The sequence below is a fragment of the Paracoccaceae bacterium genome, from assembly GCA_012103375.1.
GTDB lineage: Bacteria > Pseudomonadota > Alphaproteobacteria > Rhodobacterales > Rhodobacteraceae > WLWX01.
This window is the reverse complement of record WLWX01000001.1, coordinates 284,839-298,458: the sequence shown is the minus strand read 5'-3', so window position 1 is coordinate 298,458 and position 13,620 is coordinate 284,839. Positions and strand designations below refer to the sequence as shown.

Sequence of the window (13,620 nt, the reverse complement as noted above, 5' to 3'; positions counted from 1 at the left end):
GAAGCCGGAGCGGAAGGGAGCGTGTTGCGGTTTGACAATGTTGACCGGGGGCAGACGCTGCGCTGATGCTGGCGAGATACAGGTGACAAGAATTGCAGAAGGCGCAGGCGCGCCAGCGGTGTGAAAAGGGGCCGTTTTGCACCATTCGAACAGAGTTGTTTTCGAATTGGCGCGACGCCCGAAGCAGATCGGATCTAGTGAGCATCCAACGCCCGGGAACAGTCTAATCCGCTTATTCCGGGCATCATTACTTTGCGGTATCGGTTGTGACCTAGTCCACGATTGGCCCCGACGAGCCTCAGGTCAGGCCGAGGCGCGCCAGACGGGCTGCATCAGGTCGCGGTGGTGCGCGATGGCATCCTCGACTTTCTCATGCCAATGCAGATGCCCCCCTTCCAGCACCGCGCCAGCGGTGCAGATCCGGCGCAACAATCGCAGTTGATGCGACACGACGATGGCGCCGGAGTGTTTCAGGCGATCCAGAAACAGCGCCTCGGACCGGGCGCGGAAGGCGGCGTCGCCGACGCCCGTCACCTCATCCACCAGATAAGTGTCAAACCGGATCGCCATCGACAGCCCAAAGGCCAGGCGGGCGCGCATCCCGGCGGAATAATGTCTGACCGGCTGATGCAGATGGGCGCCAATGGCGGCGAAATCGGCGACGAATTCGATCAGGCTGGCGGGGGGGACGCCATAGGTGCGCGCAACGAACCGCAGGTTCTGCGCGCCGCTGAGGTCGCCGTGAAATCCGCCGCGAAACCCGACAGGCCAGGACACTGTCCCGCTGCGATGCACCTGACCCGAGGTTGCCTGCATGGTTCCGGCGATCATCTGCAACAGGCTGGTTTTGCCAGCGCCATTGCGCCCAAGCAGCGCGACAACGGAGCGGTCGGGGAATTCGGCGCAGATGCGATCGGCCACAACCGTGCGCAGGCCCGGTGCGCGATGCACTTTGGTCAGGCGGTCCAGTCGGATGCTCATCCGCGATGCTCTGCGATGCTCAATCTTCGCCTGCCCATGTCAGCGCCGATCCCTGAGCGATTGCACCACCATCACCCCCACCGCCCACAGCAATGTGGCAAAGAAGGCGGTCATCCCCAATATCACTGGCCGGTCCGGATAGGTGGCGCGTTCGGCCAGTGTCGGGTTGGTATAGGCGGCCAGATACCGGGTCTGGCGACGTGCCTCGGCCACGGCAACGTCATAGGCAACCTGGGCGGCGGCATAGGCGGCTTCTGCAATCTCGCGTTCGACCTGCAGGCGTTCGAACCCGGCGACGACGGTTGCATATCCTTCTGCGGAGACCTGGGCGTCACCACCGCCGATCTTGCCGCGTTCATCGGCCACGCGCGCCTCGATCACCCGCACCCGCTGTTCTGCCTGATCCCCCCGCGCCTGATTGGACCGTCTGCGGCTTTTGAGCATATCGAGGCGAATCACCTCATCCGCCAGTTGTTGTTGCAGTGTCGCCAGAACCCCCATCTGCCCCTGCACATCCGTGCCCGGATTGACCACTTGATTGGCCGAGCGATAGGCAGTCAGTTCGGTGCGCGCGACTGCCAGCCGCGCCTCAGCCTCGGCCAGATCGCGTTCGGCGTGGCGCGTGGTGTCGGCGCGGGCAATGGCGGACAGGGCGTTGATCCGGTCCGAACTTTCACCGAATATCGCCGCCGCAATCATCTGAGCATCGTCGGGCGCGAAGGCGCGAACCTCAACCTCGATCAGGCCCGCGCCCGGATCATGGGTGACCCGGACCATGCGTTGCCAGTAATCGGTCAGATCCTCGATCGTGCCGGACGGATCGAAGCCAAAGATCGGGTCGTATTCGGGAAGCGACCAGCGGGCGCGCAGATCCAGCCTGGTATCCAGCGTGCGCACCATGTCCTGACTGCCCATGAACGCGACCAGCAGGTCGGCGTCGGACCGCGCGCTGGAGCCGGACAGGTCGGCCACGCCACCCAGCAATTCGATTGCGGATCCGACCTCTTCCGCGCGGACCGAGAATCCGGTTGTTGCGGCATATTGATCGGACGCTTCGGACCACAGATACCAGGCCACGGCCGCCACGGGCAGCAGGACATAGACAAGGAACCCGGCCCACAAGGCCCAGGGACGGCGGGCCCGATGTGGGTCATACCAATCGGGCGCGCGCTGCATCGGCGCCACGGCAACAACGGTTCCGTTGTCGGCGCGGCCTTCGGGGATCGCTGGGACGGCGGCCTGGCTGGTCATGAACTCTCCGATTGATAACGAAGGATTAGGATTCGGAACGTAGTTAACGGACAGACCGTGAACAAAAGGTTGCCACACGCCATGATCTGCCGATGACACTGCCAACCACCCCCACGACCTTCACCCCAATCGCGCCGCTTGAGCATTTGCAGCCTTCGCCGCGTGCAGGCTGGCGGGCGATCTGGGCGCTGATGCTGCGCGAGATGGCGACGACCTTCGGACGTTCGCCCGGGGGGTGGATATGGGCGGTGGCGGAACCGGTGGCGGTGATTGCCCTGCTGGCGTTCGCCTTCTCGCTGGCGTTTCGGGCGCCATCGCTGGGCACATCATTCCCGCTGTTTTACGCCACCGGCTATCTGCCGTTCCTGTTGTTCCAGGATGTCTCCTCCAAACTGGCGCAGTCGCTGCGGTTTTCGCGACCCCTGATGACCTATCCGCGGGTGACCTGGTTCGATGCGCTGATGGCGCGGCTGGCGCTGAACATCGCGACGCATCTGGTGGTTGCCTGCATTGTGATCGCCGGGATCGAGGTATTCTGGCCATCAGGTGCGCAATATGACGCCCGCCATCTGGCGGCGGGATTTGCGATGGCGGCGGTGGTGGCGGTGGGTGTGGGGACGATCAATTGCTATCTGTTCACGGTTTTCGCCCCGGCCGAGCGTATCTGGCTGATCATCAGCCGCCCGCTGTTCATCGCCTCGGGCGTTTTCTATATTTTCGAGGATCTGCCGGGATCGCTGGGCGATCTTCTGTGGTACAACCCGCTGCTGCATGTCGTCGGTTCAGTCCGGGCCGGGGCCTATGGCGCCTATGATCCGGCCTATGTGACGCCGCTTTACCCGCTTGGCATCGGGCTTGGCGCGCTGACGCTGGGCCTGATCCTGTTGCGCGGGCACGGCGCAGATCTGCTGCGGCGATGAGACCGCATTATCCCCAGGCAGCCGCCGCGCAGCCTGACGTGCCAGAGCCGCATGTCGCGATCCTGTTGGGTCTGCACAATGGCGGTCGCTGGATTCGGGCGCAGCTGGACAGTATCGCAAGGCAAAGCCACACCAACTGGTCGCTGATCGTCAGCGATGACGGTTCCGTGGACGATGGGCCCGCAGTGACTGAACGGTTTCGTCGATCCGCCGCGCCGGGAACGGTACATGGGTGTGCCGGACCAAAGCGGGGCTTTGTGCGCAACTATCTGTCGATGCTGGGCCGCGTGCCGCGTGATGTCGGGGTCGTGGCGTTTTGCGATCAGGATGATGTCTGGCTAACCGACCGGTTGACGCGGGCCTGTACCGCGCTGAATTCGGGTCCGCAGGATGTTCCGGCGCTGTATCTTTCGACCACCTTGATCGCGGGGCCGGACTTGTCCTTGCGGGGGACCTCTCGCCCAGTGAGGCGGCGCCCGTGTTTTGCCAACGCGCTGGTGCAGTGCATCGGGGGCGGCAACACAATGGCGGTGAACCGGGCCGGGCTGGCGCTGTTGCGTGCAGCCGCGCCCGAGGCGCTGCTTGCCACCGGCGGCTATGGACCAGCCTCACACGATTGGTGGATGTACCAGATGATCACTGGCGCGGGTGGGCGCGTGATTGCCGACCCGGACCCGTCTTTGATGTATCGTCAGCATGGTGGTAACCTGTCCGGATCGAACCGAGGATTGCGTGCGCAGCTTGGTCGGGCCGCACAGATCCTGCGCGGCGACGCCCACCGGATGAGCGACCGTAATCTGGCGGCATTGTTGGCCTCAGCGCACCGCCTGACGATCGCGAACCGGGACGTGCTGAACCGCTTCGCAGCCGCCCGCGCCCTGCCACCGCCGATGCGCCTGCAGGCAATTGCGCGCCTGGGCCTGCACCGGCAATCGCGCGCTGGCACCGTGGCGCTGATGCTGGCCGCAGCGCTTGGGCGGGTCTGATCGCGGCCCCGAAATCCTGGCGCGATGATCAAGTTTCGGCTTGCACCTCAACACGTTCCCCGGCTTCCTTGGGCGAACACCCAGAGGAGCGGACAACATGAGCGGCAGGCTAAACGGAAAAACGGCAATTATCACGGCGGCGGGGCAAGGGATCGGACGGCGCACTGCGGAGGTTTTTGCCCGCGAAGGTGCGCGGGTAATCGCAAGCGACATCAATGCAGGCCTGCTGGAGGACCTGGGCACAATTGCGGGGATCGAGGTTGAGCCGCTGGATGTCACAGACGCCGCCGCTGTGGCCGATTTCACGGCGCGCCACAATGATGCGGATGTGCTGTTCAACTGCGCCGGGTTCGTTCATGCAGGCTCGATCCTGGAGTGTTCGGACGCGGATTGGGATTTTGCCTTTGATCTGAACGTGCGGGCCATGTTCCGGCTGATGAAAGCGGTGCTGCCGGGGATGCTGGAACGCGGCGGCGGGTCGATCATCAACATGTCGTCGGTCGCCTCGTCCCTGAAGGGGGTGCCGAACCGCTTCGCCTATTGCGCTAGCAAGGCGGCGGTTCTGGGGATGACGAAATCGGTGGCCGCCGACTATGTCACGCAGGGTATCCGCTGCAACGCGATCTGTCCGGGAACCGTCGACAGCCCCAGCCTGCATGAGCGGCTGCGCGCCACAGGGGATTACGACGCGGCGATGACGGTTTTCATCGCGCGACAGCCGATGGGCCGCGTTGGCACAACGGACGAAATTGCGGCCCTAGCGCTGTATCTGGCCAGCGACGAAAGCGGGTTTACCACCGGACAGGGACATATCATCGACGGCGGCTGGGCGATGTAGCAGCTCAGGGCCCGAACAGCACCTGGGTCAGGCGGGATGATGCGTCGATCACCCGGTCTTTCAACTCTAACAGTTTGGGCACCGGTATCCGCTGAACAGGGCCGTGGAATGCGACCGCGGCGGCGTATCGTCCGGCGGAATCCAGAACCGGAACGGCAATCGCTGTCATGCCTTCGATGAACTCCTCGCGGTCCAGCGCATAGCCCTGGCGCGAGATTTCGGCCAGTTCAGCAAGCAGTTTGTCGGGATCCGTGATCGTACTGGCCGTCTTGCGTTCAAGATGCATGACATTCACCAGGCGCGCGCGCTCGGCCTTTTGCAGGCTGGCCAGGTAGGTCTTGCCGCTGGCGGTGCAATGGAACGGCACATGGGTGCCGACCGGCAGCTGAATGCGAAACGGCCAATCCGTTTCAACGCGGTCCTGATAGGTCATGCCGCGCTCTTCCGGGGACACGAAGTTCACCGTCTCGCCAACCTCGGCGGCCAGTGTCATCAGCACCTGATACCGGGCCAGATGCTCGCTCGACGCGTTCATGACGCCGGAAGCCATAAGCCGCATGCGCCGCCCTGGCCGCAGCCCCTTCTGGCGATCATCACGCACCAGAAAGCCCTGATCCAGCAGGGTTGCGCACAGCCGGTGCACCGTTGGTTTGCTAAGCCCCAGCGTGCGGCCCAGTTCGGCAGGCGTCACCGGGCCTGACATATGGCCAATCTCTTCCAGGATCAGCAGCATCCGAAGGTTCGTTGGAATTCGATCCGTCATGGCAGCCTCTGAATACATGTGTGGAAAAAGCTTGCGCGACTCGTTAAAGCGTGTTCCCGTTAAAAACGAGACTTTAAGTCTCAATAATTGAAAAATCCACCCTAAACTGGGGAATTGAGTGGAATTTGACTTCGTCATCGTCGGTGCAGGGTCAGCGGGATGCGTGCTGGCGAACCGTTTGTCCGCGCATGGACGCTATTCCGTCGCCGTGATCGAGGCGGGCGGGCGCGACAGTTCTGCGTGGATTCACGTGCCGGTGGGTTATTTCAAGACCATGGGCAACCCGAAAACCGACTGGTGCTTCAAGACGGAACCGGATCCGGGGTTGAACGGGCGGTCGATCAACTATCCGCGTGGCAAGGTTCTTGGGGGGTCAAGCTCGATCAACGGGCTGCTATATGTGCGTGGCCAGCCGCAGGATTTCGATGGCTGGCGGCAGATGGGCAACACGGGCTGGAGTTGGGAAGACGTTCTGCCCTATTTCAAACGCTCGGAAAGCTGGGAGGCGAACGGCAGCGCGCTGCGCGGCACTGATGGGCCGCTGAGTGTCTCATCCCAAAGCATCACCCGTGATGTTGTCGATAAATGGATCGAAGCGGCGGTCAACGCCGGGTATCGCTGCAATCCCGACTATAACGCCGAGGATCAGGAGGGCGTCAGTTATTTCCAGTTCACCGCGCGCAAAGGGCGGCGGTGTTCCACTGCTGTGGCCTATCTGCGTCCGGCACAGAAGCGCGCCAATCTGACGATCCTGACCAACACCGCCGTCACCGGGCTGACGTTTGAGGGGCGGCGCGTGACCGGGATGACGGCCCGTCAGGGCGACCAGGATGTTCAGATCAAGGCCCGGCGCGAGGTGATCCTGTCGGCCGGTGCGCTGGCGTCACCGCAGCTTCTGATGACGTCGGGGATTGGCGCGGGCGAGGCGCTGGGCGCGCATGGAATCAGTGTGCGCCATGATCTGAAAGGCGTCGGGCAGAATCTGCAGGATCATCTGCAGGCGCGTCCGGTATATAAATGCAACGTGCCGACCATCAACACCGAGGTTGGCAACCTGTTCAAACAGGCAATGATCGGTCTGCAATATGCGGCGACACGCACGGGTCCGATGACCATGGCAGCCAGTCTTGGAACCGGGTTTCTGAAGACCCGGCCTGACCTGGAAACGCCGGATATCCAGTTTCACATTCAGCCCTGGTCGGCGGATAAACCGGCGGACGGGCCGCACAGATTTTCGGCCTTCACGGCCTCGGTCCTGCAACTGCGCCCGGAAAGCGTCGGGCATATTGCCCTGAAATCACCCGATATGCGGGACGCGCCGGCGATCTATCCCAATTACCTGGCGACCAAGACCGATTGTGACACGCTGGTCGAAGGGATCCGCGTGTCGCGGCGCATCGCAAGAACCGCGCCGCTCAGCGACGTTATCACGGCCGAGCATATCCCTGGCGAAGCGGTCGGCGATGACGACTATGACGCGCTGCTGGATTGGGCGCGCAATACCTCGACCACGATTTATCACCCGACCGGCACCTGCAAGATGGGTCAGGACGACATGGCCGTCGTGGATGAGCGTCTTCGGGTTCGCGGCATTGATGGCTTGCGGGTTGCCGACGCCTCGATCATGCCAATCATCACTTCCGGCAACACCAATGCCCCCACCATCATGATCGGCGAGAAAGCCTCGGACATGATACTCGAGGATGCGCGCGCATAATGGAACAGATTGCAGATTTCGGACAGATTATCATCGCGGACCTGATCCTGTCGGGCGACAACGCGCTGATCATCGGCATGGCCGCAGCAGGGCTGAGCCCTGAGTTGCGCAGGCGCGCGATCCTCTATGGTATGGTGATCGCGGCGGTTCTGCGGATTGTATTTGCGGTGATCGCGACCAAGCTGCTGGGGATTCCCGGCATTCTGTTTGTCGGTGGTTTGCTGCTGATCTGGGTCTGCTGGCGGCTGTTCGTCGAGATCCGCGCCGGTCACGGCGAGGAGGAGGCCGCAGCCGCAATGGCAACTGCGGACGACCCCCAGGGCGGCTATACCGGTCCGCCGCGGCGGACCATGGCCTCGGCCCTGATCTCGATCACGATCGCGGATGTGTCGATGTCGCTGGACAATGTTCTGGCGGTGGCCGCGATTGCCGATGGCGACACCCAGATGCTGGTCTTCGGGTTGGGGCTGGCGATCCTGCTGATGGCCTTTGCGGCCACGCTGATCATGAAACTGCTGACGAAGTACCCATGGATATCCTGGCTGGGACTGATCGTGCTGATCTATGTCGCCGGCGAGATGCTGTTCCGCGGCGTGTTCGACATCAACCACGGCATCGGGCCGATGCTGGGCCTGATCGAAGGGATGAACCTGGGCAAAGGCCACTAAAGAATTCTCGGGCGCTCCGGTGCGGAGCAACCTTGATGAAAGACCCGCAATACGCGCCGTTTGATGCCTTCACGGCGGCGCAGGGAGGACGAAACAGAAGGCAACTCTAGGGAGGAACATAATGTTCAATATCAAAACTCTTGCAACGGGCGTGGTTGCGCTGTCGTTGTCACTTGGCACATCGGCACTCGCCGAAAGCCACTCCAAAGTGCTGCGCATCCAGTCGGTGCTGCCAGCAACGGCGGACGAAGTCTTCATGCTGAACGAATTCGGTAAAGACGTGGCTGCCCTGACGGGCGGGTCGCTGACCATCGAAGTTCTGCCAGCCGGTGCCGTCGTTGGCCCGCGTGACATCATGGATGCGGTTGACGCCGGTCTGGTCGAAGGCGGCTTTGCCTGGACACACTACTGGGGTGGCAAACACGTTGCAGCCAACCTGTTCGGCGCACCGGTCGCCGGTGCCGGTGTTGGCATGGACAACATCGCATTCCTGTCCTGGTTCCAGTACGGCGGCGGCAAAGAGCTGTATGACCGTCTTTGGGACGAAATGGGCGTGAACGTCAAAGGCTTCATGCTGCAGCCGGTCGGCCCCGAGGCCCTGGGCTGGTTCCCCGAGCCGATTGAAAGCATGGATGACTTCCGTCAGATGCGTTTCCGCGCCCCTCCGGGCATGGTTGGTGCAGCCTATGCTGACATCGGCGTACCTGCTGTCGCCATGGGCGGCGGTGACATCCTGCCGGCACTTGAAAAAGGCACCATCGACGCAGCCGAGTGGTGCTGCCCGAAGCCGGATTCGGTGTTTGGTTTCCAGAAAGTGCTCAAGCACTACTATCTGCAAGGCCTGCACCAGGTTGTCGTGAACGCCGACATGTATGTGAATGGCGATTTTTATGATGGCCTGACCGAGCTGGAACAGAAGGCGCTGGAAGTTGCAGCAAACGCGTCGCTGTCAAAGTCCATGTCCTACCGCATCCTTGAAAACGGCAAGGCGCTGAAGGATCTGACCGACAACCACGGTGTTATCCTGGAAGACACGCCTGCTGATTACTTCACCGAGTATTCGGCGGCTGCAAACAAGGCGCTTCAGGCTGCTGCGGATGAGAACGAGTTCTTCGCAGAAGTTTGGCAGTCTCAGAAAGACTTTGCTGAGATCGCTGTGCCGTTCTGGTCCGGCGCTCAGACGTCGAATGCAAGCCTGGGTCGTGCATTTGCCGACACCCTGAAGTAAAAACAGGTCAGAACGGGCCCTTTCGGGGGCCCGTTCGTTCCTGTTTTCCAAGCGCCCGGCAGGGGGTGTTTTGAAAAAGGAACGCGGATACAAAAATCCACGTCCACGGGAGGGATAGCCAAATGGCGGACGAACCGAATCCAGAGGATCTGGAGATCGCGGACGAGTTGATTGCCGAACGCCGCGCCGAAGCGCCTGGTGAAACGCCCGAAGACATGACGGCCTGGCAGCGTCCGATCACGGCGGCAATTGATGTCATCAACTATCGCGCAGGTCAGATCATTGCGCTGTTGATGGTGCCACTGATCTTCGTGGTGGTGTTCGAAGTCATCTCGCGCAACTCCTTCTCGATCCTGTCCAATGCCGGGTTCGAGGAATTTGCACGCTCGATCGGCCTTGGTCCGACGCTTTGGGTCTATGGCACCAGTCGGATGATTGCCGGAGTGCTGTTCATGGCGGCGGCGGGTTACGGGTTGATGCGTGGTGTGCATATCCGCGCGGACTTCCTGTACCGCAACTGGTCAGACAAGACACAGGCGACGGTCGATGCCTCGCTCTACCTGTTGTTCTTCATGCCCTCGATGATCTTCTTCACGGTCGTTGCAACGCAGTTCTGGTGGCTTGCCTATTCGACGGGCGAGACCATGGCCATCGACAGTGCCTGGGGACCGATCCTTTGGCCTGCGCGCACCGCGATGCCGGTTGGCGGATTGCTGTTGCTGCTGCAAGGCATACCAGAAATTTTCCGCGCCTTTCACAAGATGGGCAAGGATCGCGAGCGCCTGTTCGTGCGCGCGCTGCCGTTCTACCTGATCGGGCTGATCTGGCTGGTCCTGGCCATCTTCTCGCCGGATGTGGTGCCAGGTGGTGAGTGGTTCACCAATGCAATGAAGGCGCCTGCGGGCCTCGACAAGCCAACCATCGGGCTGATCATGCTGGGCGCGATGCTGTTCGTGATCTTCATCGGCTTCCCGATCTCGTTCACGCTGATCTTCCTTGGGTTCGTGTTTGGCATCTGGGGGGTGAACTTCAAGCTGACGACCTTGCTGATGACGCTGAACACCAACTCCACCATGCTGAACGATCAGCTGATGGCGGTGCCGCTGTTCGTGCTGATGGGCATCGTGATGGAGGCAGCGGGCCTGATGGAACGGCTGTTTGCGTCGATCCAGATGATCATGGCGCGGGTGCGCGGGGCGTTGTTCTTCGCGGTGCTGATCGTGTCGACAATCTTTGCTGCCGCAACCGGCATCGTCGGCGCCTCGGTCACGCTGCTGGGCATCATGGCCGGTGCCACGATGAGCCGGTCAGGCTATGACGTGAAACTTGCCGCCGGCACGATCACTGCGGGCGGCACGCTGGGCATTCTGATCCCGCCGTCGATCATGCTGATCGTCATGGGACCGGTGCTGGAAGTGTCGACACTTGACCTGTTCCGGGGCGCGTTTGTACCCGGCGCGATCCTGGCATCGCTCTACCTGCTTTACACGTTGGGGCGGTGCTGGATCAATCCAAGCCTCGGGCCGATTCTGTCAGAGGAGGACCAGCCGGACACGTCGAAGTTCTATGGTGCCGAGGTAGCGTTGATCTGTCTGGGGGTTCTGACCATGTGCCGGGTGTTCGGCCTTGGAATGGGCGGAGCCTTTGGTGGTGTCGTGCCCTTCGCTGGCCTGATCGTCTTTGCGATCACCGTGGCCATCGCCTATGCGGCCTACCGCAAGCTGAGCATCCTTCGTATCGTTCTGCCGATTGCCGTTCTGTTCCACGTCTACATGATCTTCGCGAACATGGGTGCGGATGGCGGCCTGCCGATCTGGTCCATCGTCTTTGCGGCCTTCATCGGGCTTCTCGCCGTGCTGGCGCGCCCGATCTACCATAAGGAGGCTGACGACGGCTTCTATTTCTCGGACCTCTGGGACGAGTTCTTCGCAGGGTTGATGCCGCCAACGATCCTGATCTCTTTCGCGCTGGGTTCGATCCTGCTGGGCTTTGCGACACCTGCCGAAGCCGCCGCCATGGGAGCTTTCGGCGCGATCCTGCTGTCGGTCGGTTATCGCAAGTTCACCATCCCCGGCTTTTTCGACAGCCTGATCAAGGCGCTGGAAATAACCGTTTTGATCATGTTCCTGGTCGCCGCATCGAACTTCTTCGGTGCGCAGTTCAGCGCCCTTGGCACGCCCAAGATGATGACCGAACTGCTGCTGGGGCTTGAGATGTCGCCCTATCTGATCCTGCTGATGGTCATGGCGCTGATCTTCCTGTTGGGCTGGCCGCTGGAATGGGTGCCGATCGTGCTAATCGTGGTGCTGATCCTGCTGCCCACGGTCGAGGCGCTGTCGGTGCACGGGCTGGAACGCTATGACATGATGGTCTGGTTCGGCATTCTGGTCGCGGTGAACCTGCAAACCGCTTGGCTTAGTCCGCCGGTGGCGCTGTCGGCGTATTTCCTGAAGGGGGTCGTGCCGGATTGGGATCTGAAGGACATCTATCTGGGCATGATGCAGTTCATGCTGGTGCAGCTTCTTGGGTTGATCCTGCTGTTCATCTTCCCGCAACTGGTCTTGTGGCTGCCAAGGGTCATGTCCGGCGGATAGGCCCGCGACGGGGCGCATCCAGAGTCCGGCCAGCGCGCGGTCAGCAGTGCGGCAAGCCCGGATCGGAAATCCGGGAAGGATAGTGTCACGCCCAGTTCTTCCTTGATCCGGCGGTTACGAACCCGCTTGGATTCGGCATAGAAACTGCGGGCCATCGGGCCAAGTTCGGCCTGTTCGATCGGGGTTTCCGGCGGTATCGGCAGGTCGAGCAATTCGGCTGCGTGGGCGATCACGTCCTGTGGCGGGGCCGGATCGTCATCGCAGACATTATAGACCGCGCCGGGGTTTGGCCGCGCGATCGAAGCGTCCAGCGTCGCGGCAATGTCGTCCACGTGAATGCGACTGAACACCTGCCCCGGTTTGACGATCCGCCGCGCGGTGCCAGCCCGCACCTTGGCGAATGGCCCGCGACCGGGGCCATAGATTCCGGCCAGACGGAAGATATGCAGCGGCAGGCCGGTGCTGGCGGCAATGTCCTGCCAGGCAGCCTCAGCCGCCACACGCGCGTGGCCGCGTTTGGTGGTGGGGGTAAGGGGGGTCGCCTCGTCCACCCAGCCGCCCTGGTGATCGCCGTAAACGCCAGTTGTCGACAGGTACCCGACCCATTCCAGTTGGGGCGCCACAGCCGCAATTTCATAGCGCAGGGCGTTCAGCACCGGGTCGCCATCTTCGCCGGGGCCAGCGGAAATCAACAGATGTGTGGCGTCATGAAGCGCCGGACCGGGATCATCGCCGGGCCAGTGCAGCGGCACCACCCCGGTGGCGGCGATATCGGCCATCTTGTCCGGCGACCGGGTCGTGCCAATGATCTTCCAGCTGCGTGGCAGCAACCGGCGCGACAGGGCGCGGGCGGAAAATCCGTGACCGAAGGACAGCAGGGTTTGCGTCATGTGGCGTAGTCAGAGCCTTCCGAATCCAGGATCGCGCGCAATTCGCCCAGATGGCGAATGTCCTGCTCGGGATAGGACTCAAGTTCAGCCGCCGTCTTTTCGGCGATATTATCGGGCAATACCCGCAGCGGCTGTCCGGTTTGCAGGGCACGGATATAGGTTTCGGCGGCGCGTTCGAAATAGAACATGCGGTTGAAGGTGTCGGCCACGGTGTCGCCGATTACCAGAACGCCGTGATTGCCCATCACCATGACCTTCTGCCTGGGATCGCTGAACAGGGCCGAGCACCGCTCGCCCTCCTCCTCGAACGCCAGGCCGCCGTAGTGTTCGTCAATGACCACGCGGTTGAAGAAAATGGCCGAGTTCTGGTCGATCGGCAAAAGGCGGCTGTCGGCAAGGCTGGCCAGTACCGTGGCGTGGATCGAATGGACATGCATCGCGCAGCGGGCGTGGGGGACGTTGCGATGCAGCGCGCCGTGAAGACCCCAGGCGGTTGGATCGGGCGCGTTGGGACCACTAAGCGTTTCGGGATCATTGGCGTCGATCAGCAGCATATCGCTGGCGCGGACGCGGGAAAAATGCATCTGGTTCGGGTTCATCAGGAACCGCGATCCATCGTCGCTGACCGCAAACGAAAAATGGTTCGCCACAGCCTCGTGCATGTTCAGGCGCGCGGTCCAGCGGAAGGCGGCGGCCAGATCGGCGCGCTGCTGCCAATGGTCGATATTGGGGCGGTTGGTCAGGGCTTGGACGGTCATGGCGGCCTCGGCAATTGTCGGCACGC

Annotated in this window: 12 protein-coding genes; 7 read left to right on the top strand and 5 right to left on the bottom strand. The window is 62.0% G+C overall.

The genetic code is table 11. The features are described from left to right. Positions 1-303 precede the first annotated feature (303 nt). Both GKR99_01530 and GKR99_01525 read right to left on the bottom strand, forming a co-directional pair. Complete coding sequence (locus GKR99_01530; protein NKB26298.1) at positions 304-981, bottom strand: ATP-binding cassette domain-containing protein; 678 nt, start codon at positions 979-981, stop codon at positions 304-306. A 39-nt stretch (positions 982-1,020) separates the two neighbouring features. Then, entirely contained in the window at positions 1,021-2,232 is a 1,212-nt protein-coding gene (locus GKR99_01525; GenBank protein ID NKB26297.1) for a hypothetical protein, read from the bottom strand. 92 nt (positions 2,233-2,324) lie between these two features. Here GKR99_01525 and GKR99_01520 point away from each other — a divergent pair, with 92 nt between their 5' ends. The 3 genes from GKR99_01520 to GKR99_01510 all read left to right on the top strand — a co-directional run bounded on the left by GKR99_01520 (position 2,325) and on the right by GKR99_01510 (position 4,976). After that, on the top strand, positions 2,325-3,152 hold the full coding sequence (locus tag GKR99_01520; protein NKB26296.1) for a sugar ABC transporter permease: 828 nt from the start codon (positions 2,325-2,327) through the stop codon (positions 3,150-3,152). Next, the gene (locus GKR99_01515; GenBank protein NKB26295.1) at positions 3,149-4,138 is read left to right on the top strand and encodes a glycosyltransferase; all 990 of its coding nucleotides are present in this window, start codon (positions 3,149-3,151) and stop codon (positions 4,136-4,138) included. Before GKR99_01520 ends, GKR99_01515 begins: the two co-directional genes overlap by 4 nt. A 97-nt stretch (positions 4,139-4,235) precedes the next feature. Beyond that, complete coding sequence (locus GKR99_01510) at positions 4,236-4,976, top strand: SDR family oxidoreductase (protein NKB26294.1); 741 nt, start codon at positions 4,236-4,238, stop codon at positions 4,974-4,976. Between the two features lie 4 nt (positions 4,977-4,980). Here GKR99_01510 and GKR99_01505 read toward each other — a convergent pair whose 3' ends face one another. Continuing rightward, positions 4,981-5,739: a helix-turn-helix domain-containing protein gene (locus GKR99_01505; protein NKB26293.1), complete on the bottom strand. Its 759-nt coding sequence runs from the start codon at positions 5,737-5,739 to the stop codon at positions 4,981-4,983. 118 nt (positions 5,740-5,857) lie between these two features. Here GKR99_01505 and GKR99_01500 point away from each other — a divergent pair, with 118 nt between their 5' ends. The 4 genes from GKR99_01500 (at position 5,858) to GKR99_01485 (ending at position 11,946) form a co-directional block, all read left to right on the top strand. Next, on the top strand, positions 5,858-7,456 hold the full coding sequence (locus GKR99_01500) for an FAD-dependent oxidoreductase (protein NKB26292.1): 1,599 nt from the start codon (positions 5,858-5,860) through the stop codon (positions 7,454-7,456). Then, positions 7,453-8,124 carry a YjbE family putative metal transport protein gene (locus GKR99_01495; protein ID NKB26291.1) on the top strand — a complete coding sequence of 224 codons (672 nt, stop codon included), beginning with the start codon at positions 7,453-7,455 and terminating at the stop codon, positions 8,122-8,124. Before GKR99_01500 ends, GKR99_01495 begins: the two co-directional genes overlap by 4 nt. Positions 8,125-8,245: 121 nt before the next feature. Then, entirely contained in the window at positions 8,246-9,352 is a 1,107-nt protein-coding gene (locus GKR99_01490; GenBank protein ID NKB26290.1) for a C4-dicarboxylate ABC transporter substrate-binding protein, read from the top strand. 122 nt (positions 9,353-9,474) lie between these two features. Beyond that, positions 9,475-11,946 carry a TRAP transporter large permease subunit gene (locus GKR99_01485; protein ID NKB26289.1) on the top strand — a complete coding sequence of 824 codons (2,472 nt, stop codon included), beginning with the start codon at positions 9,475-9,477 and terminating at the stop codon, positions 11,944-11,946. Here the strand turns inward: GKR99_01485 and GKR99_01480 are convergent. Together GKR99_01480 and GKR99_01475 are read right to left on the bottom strand one after the other, a co-directional pair. After that, positions 11,838-12,836, bottom strand: a complete 999-nt coding sequence (locus GKR99_01480) for an NAD-dependent epimerase/dehydratase family protein (GenBank protein ID NKB26288.1) — start codon at positions 12,834-12,836, stop codon at positions 11,838-11,840. The genes GKR99_01485 and GKR99_01480 overlap by 109 nt on opposite strands. Beyond that, positions 12,833-13,594: a hypothetical protein gene (locus GKR99_01475; protein NKB26287.1), complete on the bottom strand. Its 762-nt coding sequence runs from the start codon at positions 13,592-13,594 to the stop codon at positions 12,833-12,835. Before GKR99_01475 ends, GKR99_01480 begins: the two co-directional genes overlap by 4 nt. Positions 13,595-13,620 lie beyond the last annotated feature (26 nt).

Coding starts and splice junctions, on each gene's coding strand:
- GKR99_01485 (NKB26289.1), top strand. CDS start 9,475: ATGGCGGACGAACCGAATCCAGAGGATCTGGAGATCGCGGACGAGTTG.
- GKR99_01515 (NKB26295.1), top strand. CDS start 3,149: ATGAGACCGCATTATCCCCAGGCAGCCGCCGCGCAGCCTGACGTGCCA.
- GKR99_01490 (NKB26290.1), top strand. CDS start 8,246: ATGTTCAATATCAAAACTCTTGCAACGGGCGTGGTTGCGCTGTCGTTG.
- GKR99_01530 (NKB26298.1), bottom strand. CDS start 981: ATGAGCATCCGACTGGACCGCCTGACCAAAGTGCATCGCGCACCGGGC.
- GKR99_01505 (NKB26293.1), bottom strand. CDS start 5,739: ATGACGGATCGAATTCCAACGAACCTTCGGATGCTGCTGATCCTGGAA.
- GKR99_01475 (NKB26287.1), bottom strand. CDS start 13,594: ATGACCGTCCAAGCCCTGACCAACCGCCCCAATATCGACCATTGGCAG.
- GKR99_01520 (NKB26296.1), top strand. CDS start 2,325: ATGACACTGCCAACCACCCCCACGACCTTCACCCCAATCGCGCCGCTT.
- GKR99_01480 (NKB26288.1), bottom strand. CDS start 12,836: ATGACGCAAACCCTGCTGTCCTTCGGTCACGGATTTTCCGCCCGCGCC.
- GKR99_01510 (NKB26294.1), top strand. CDS start 4,236: ATGAGCGGCAGGCTAAACGGAAAAACGGCAATTATCACGGCGGCGGGG.
- GKR99_01525 (NKB26297.1), bottom strand. CDS start 2,232: ATGACCAGCCAGGCCGCCGTCCCAGCGATCCCCGAAGGCCGCGCCGAC.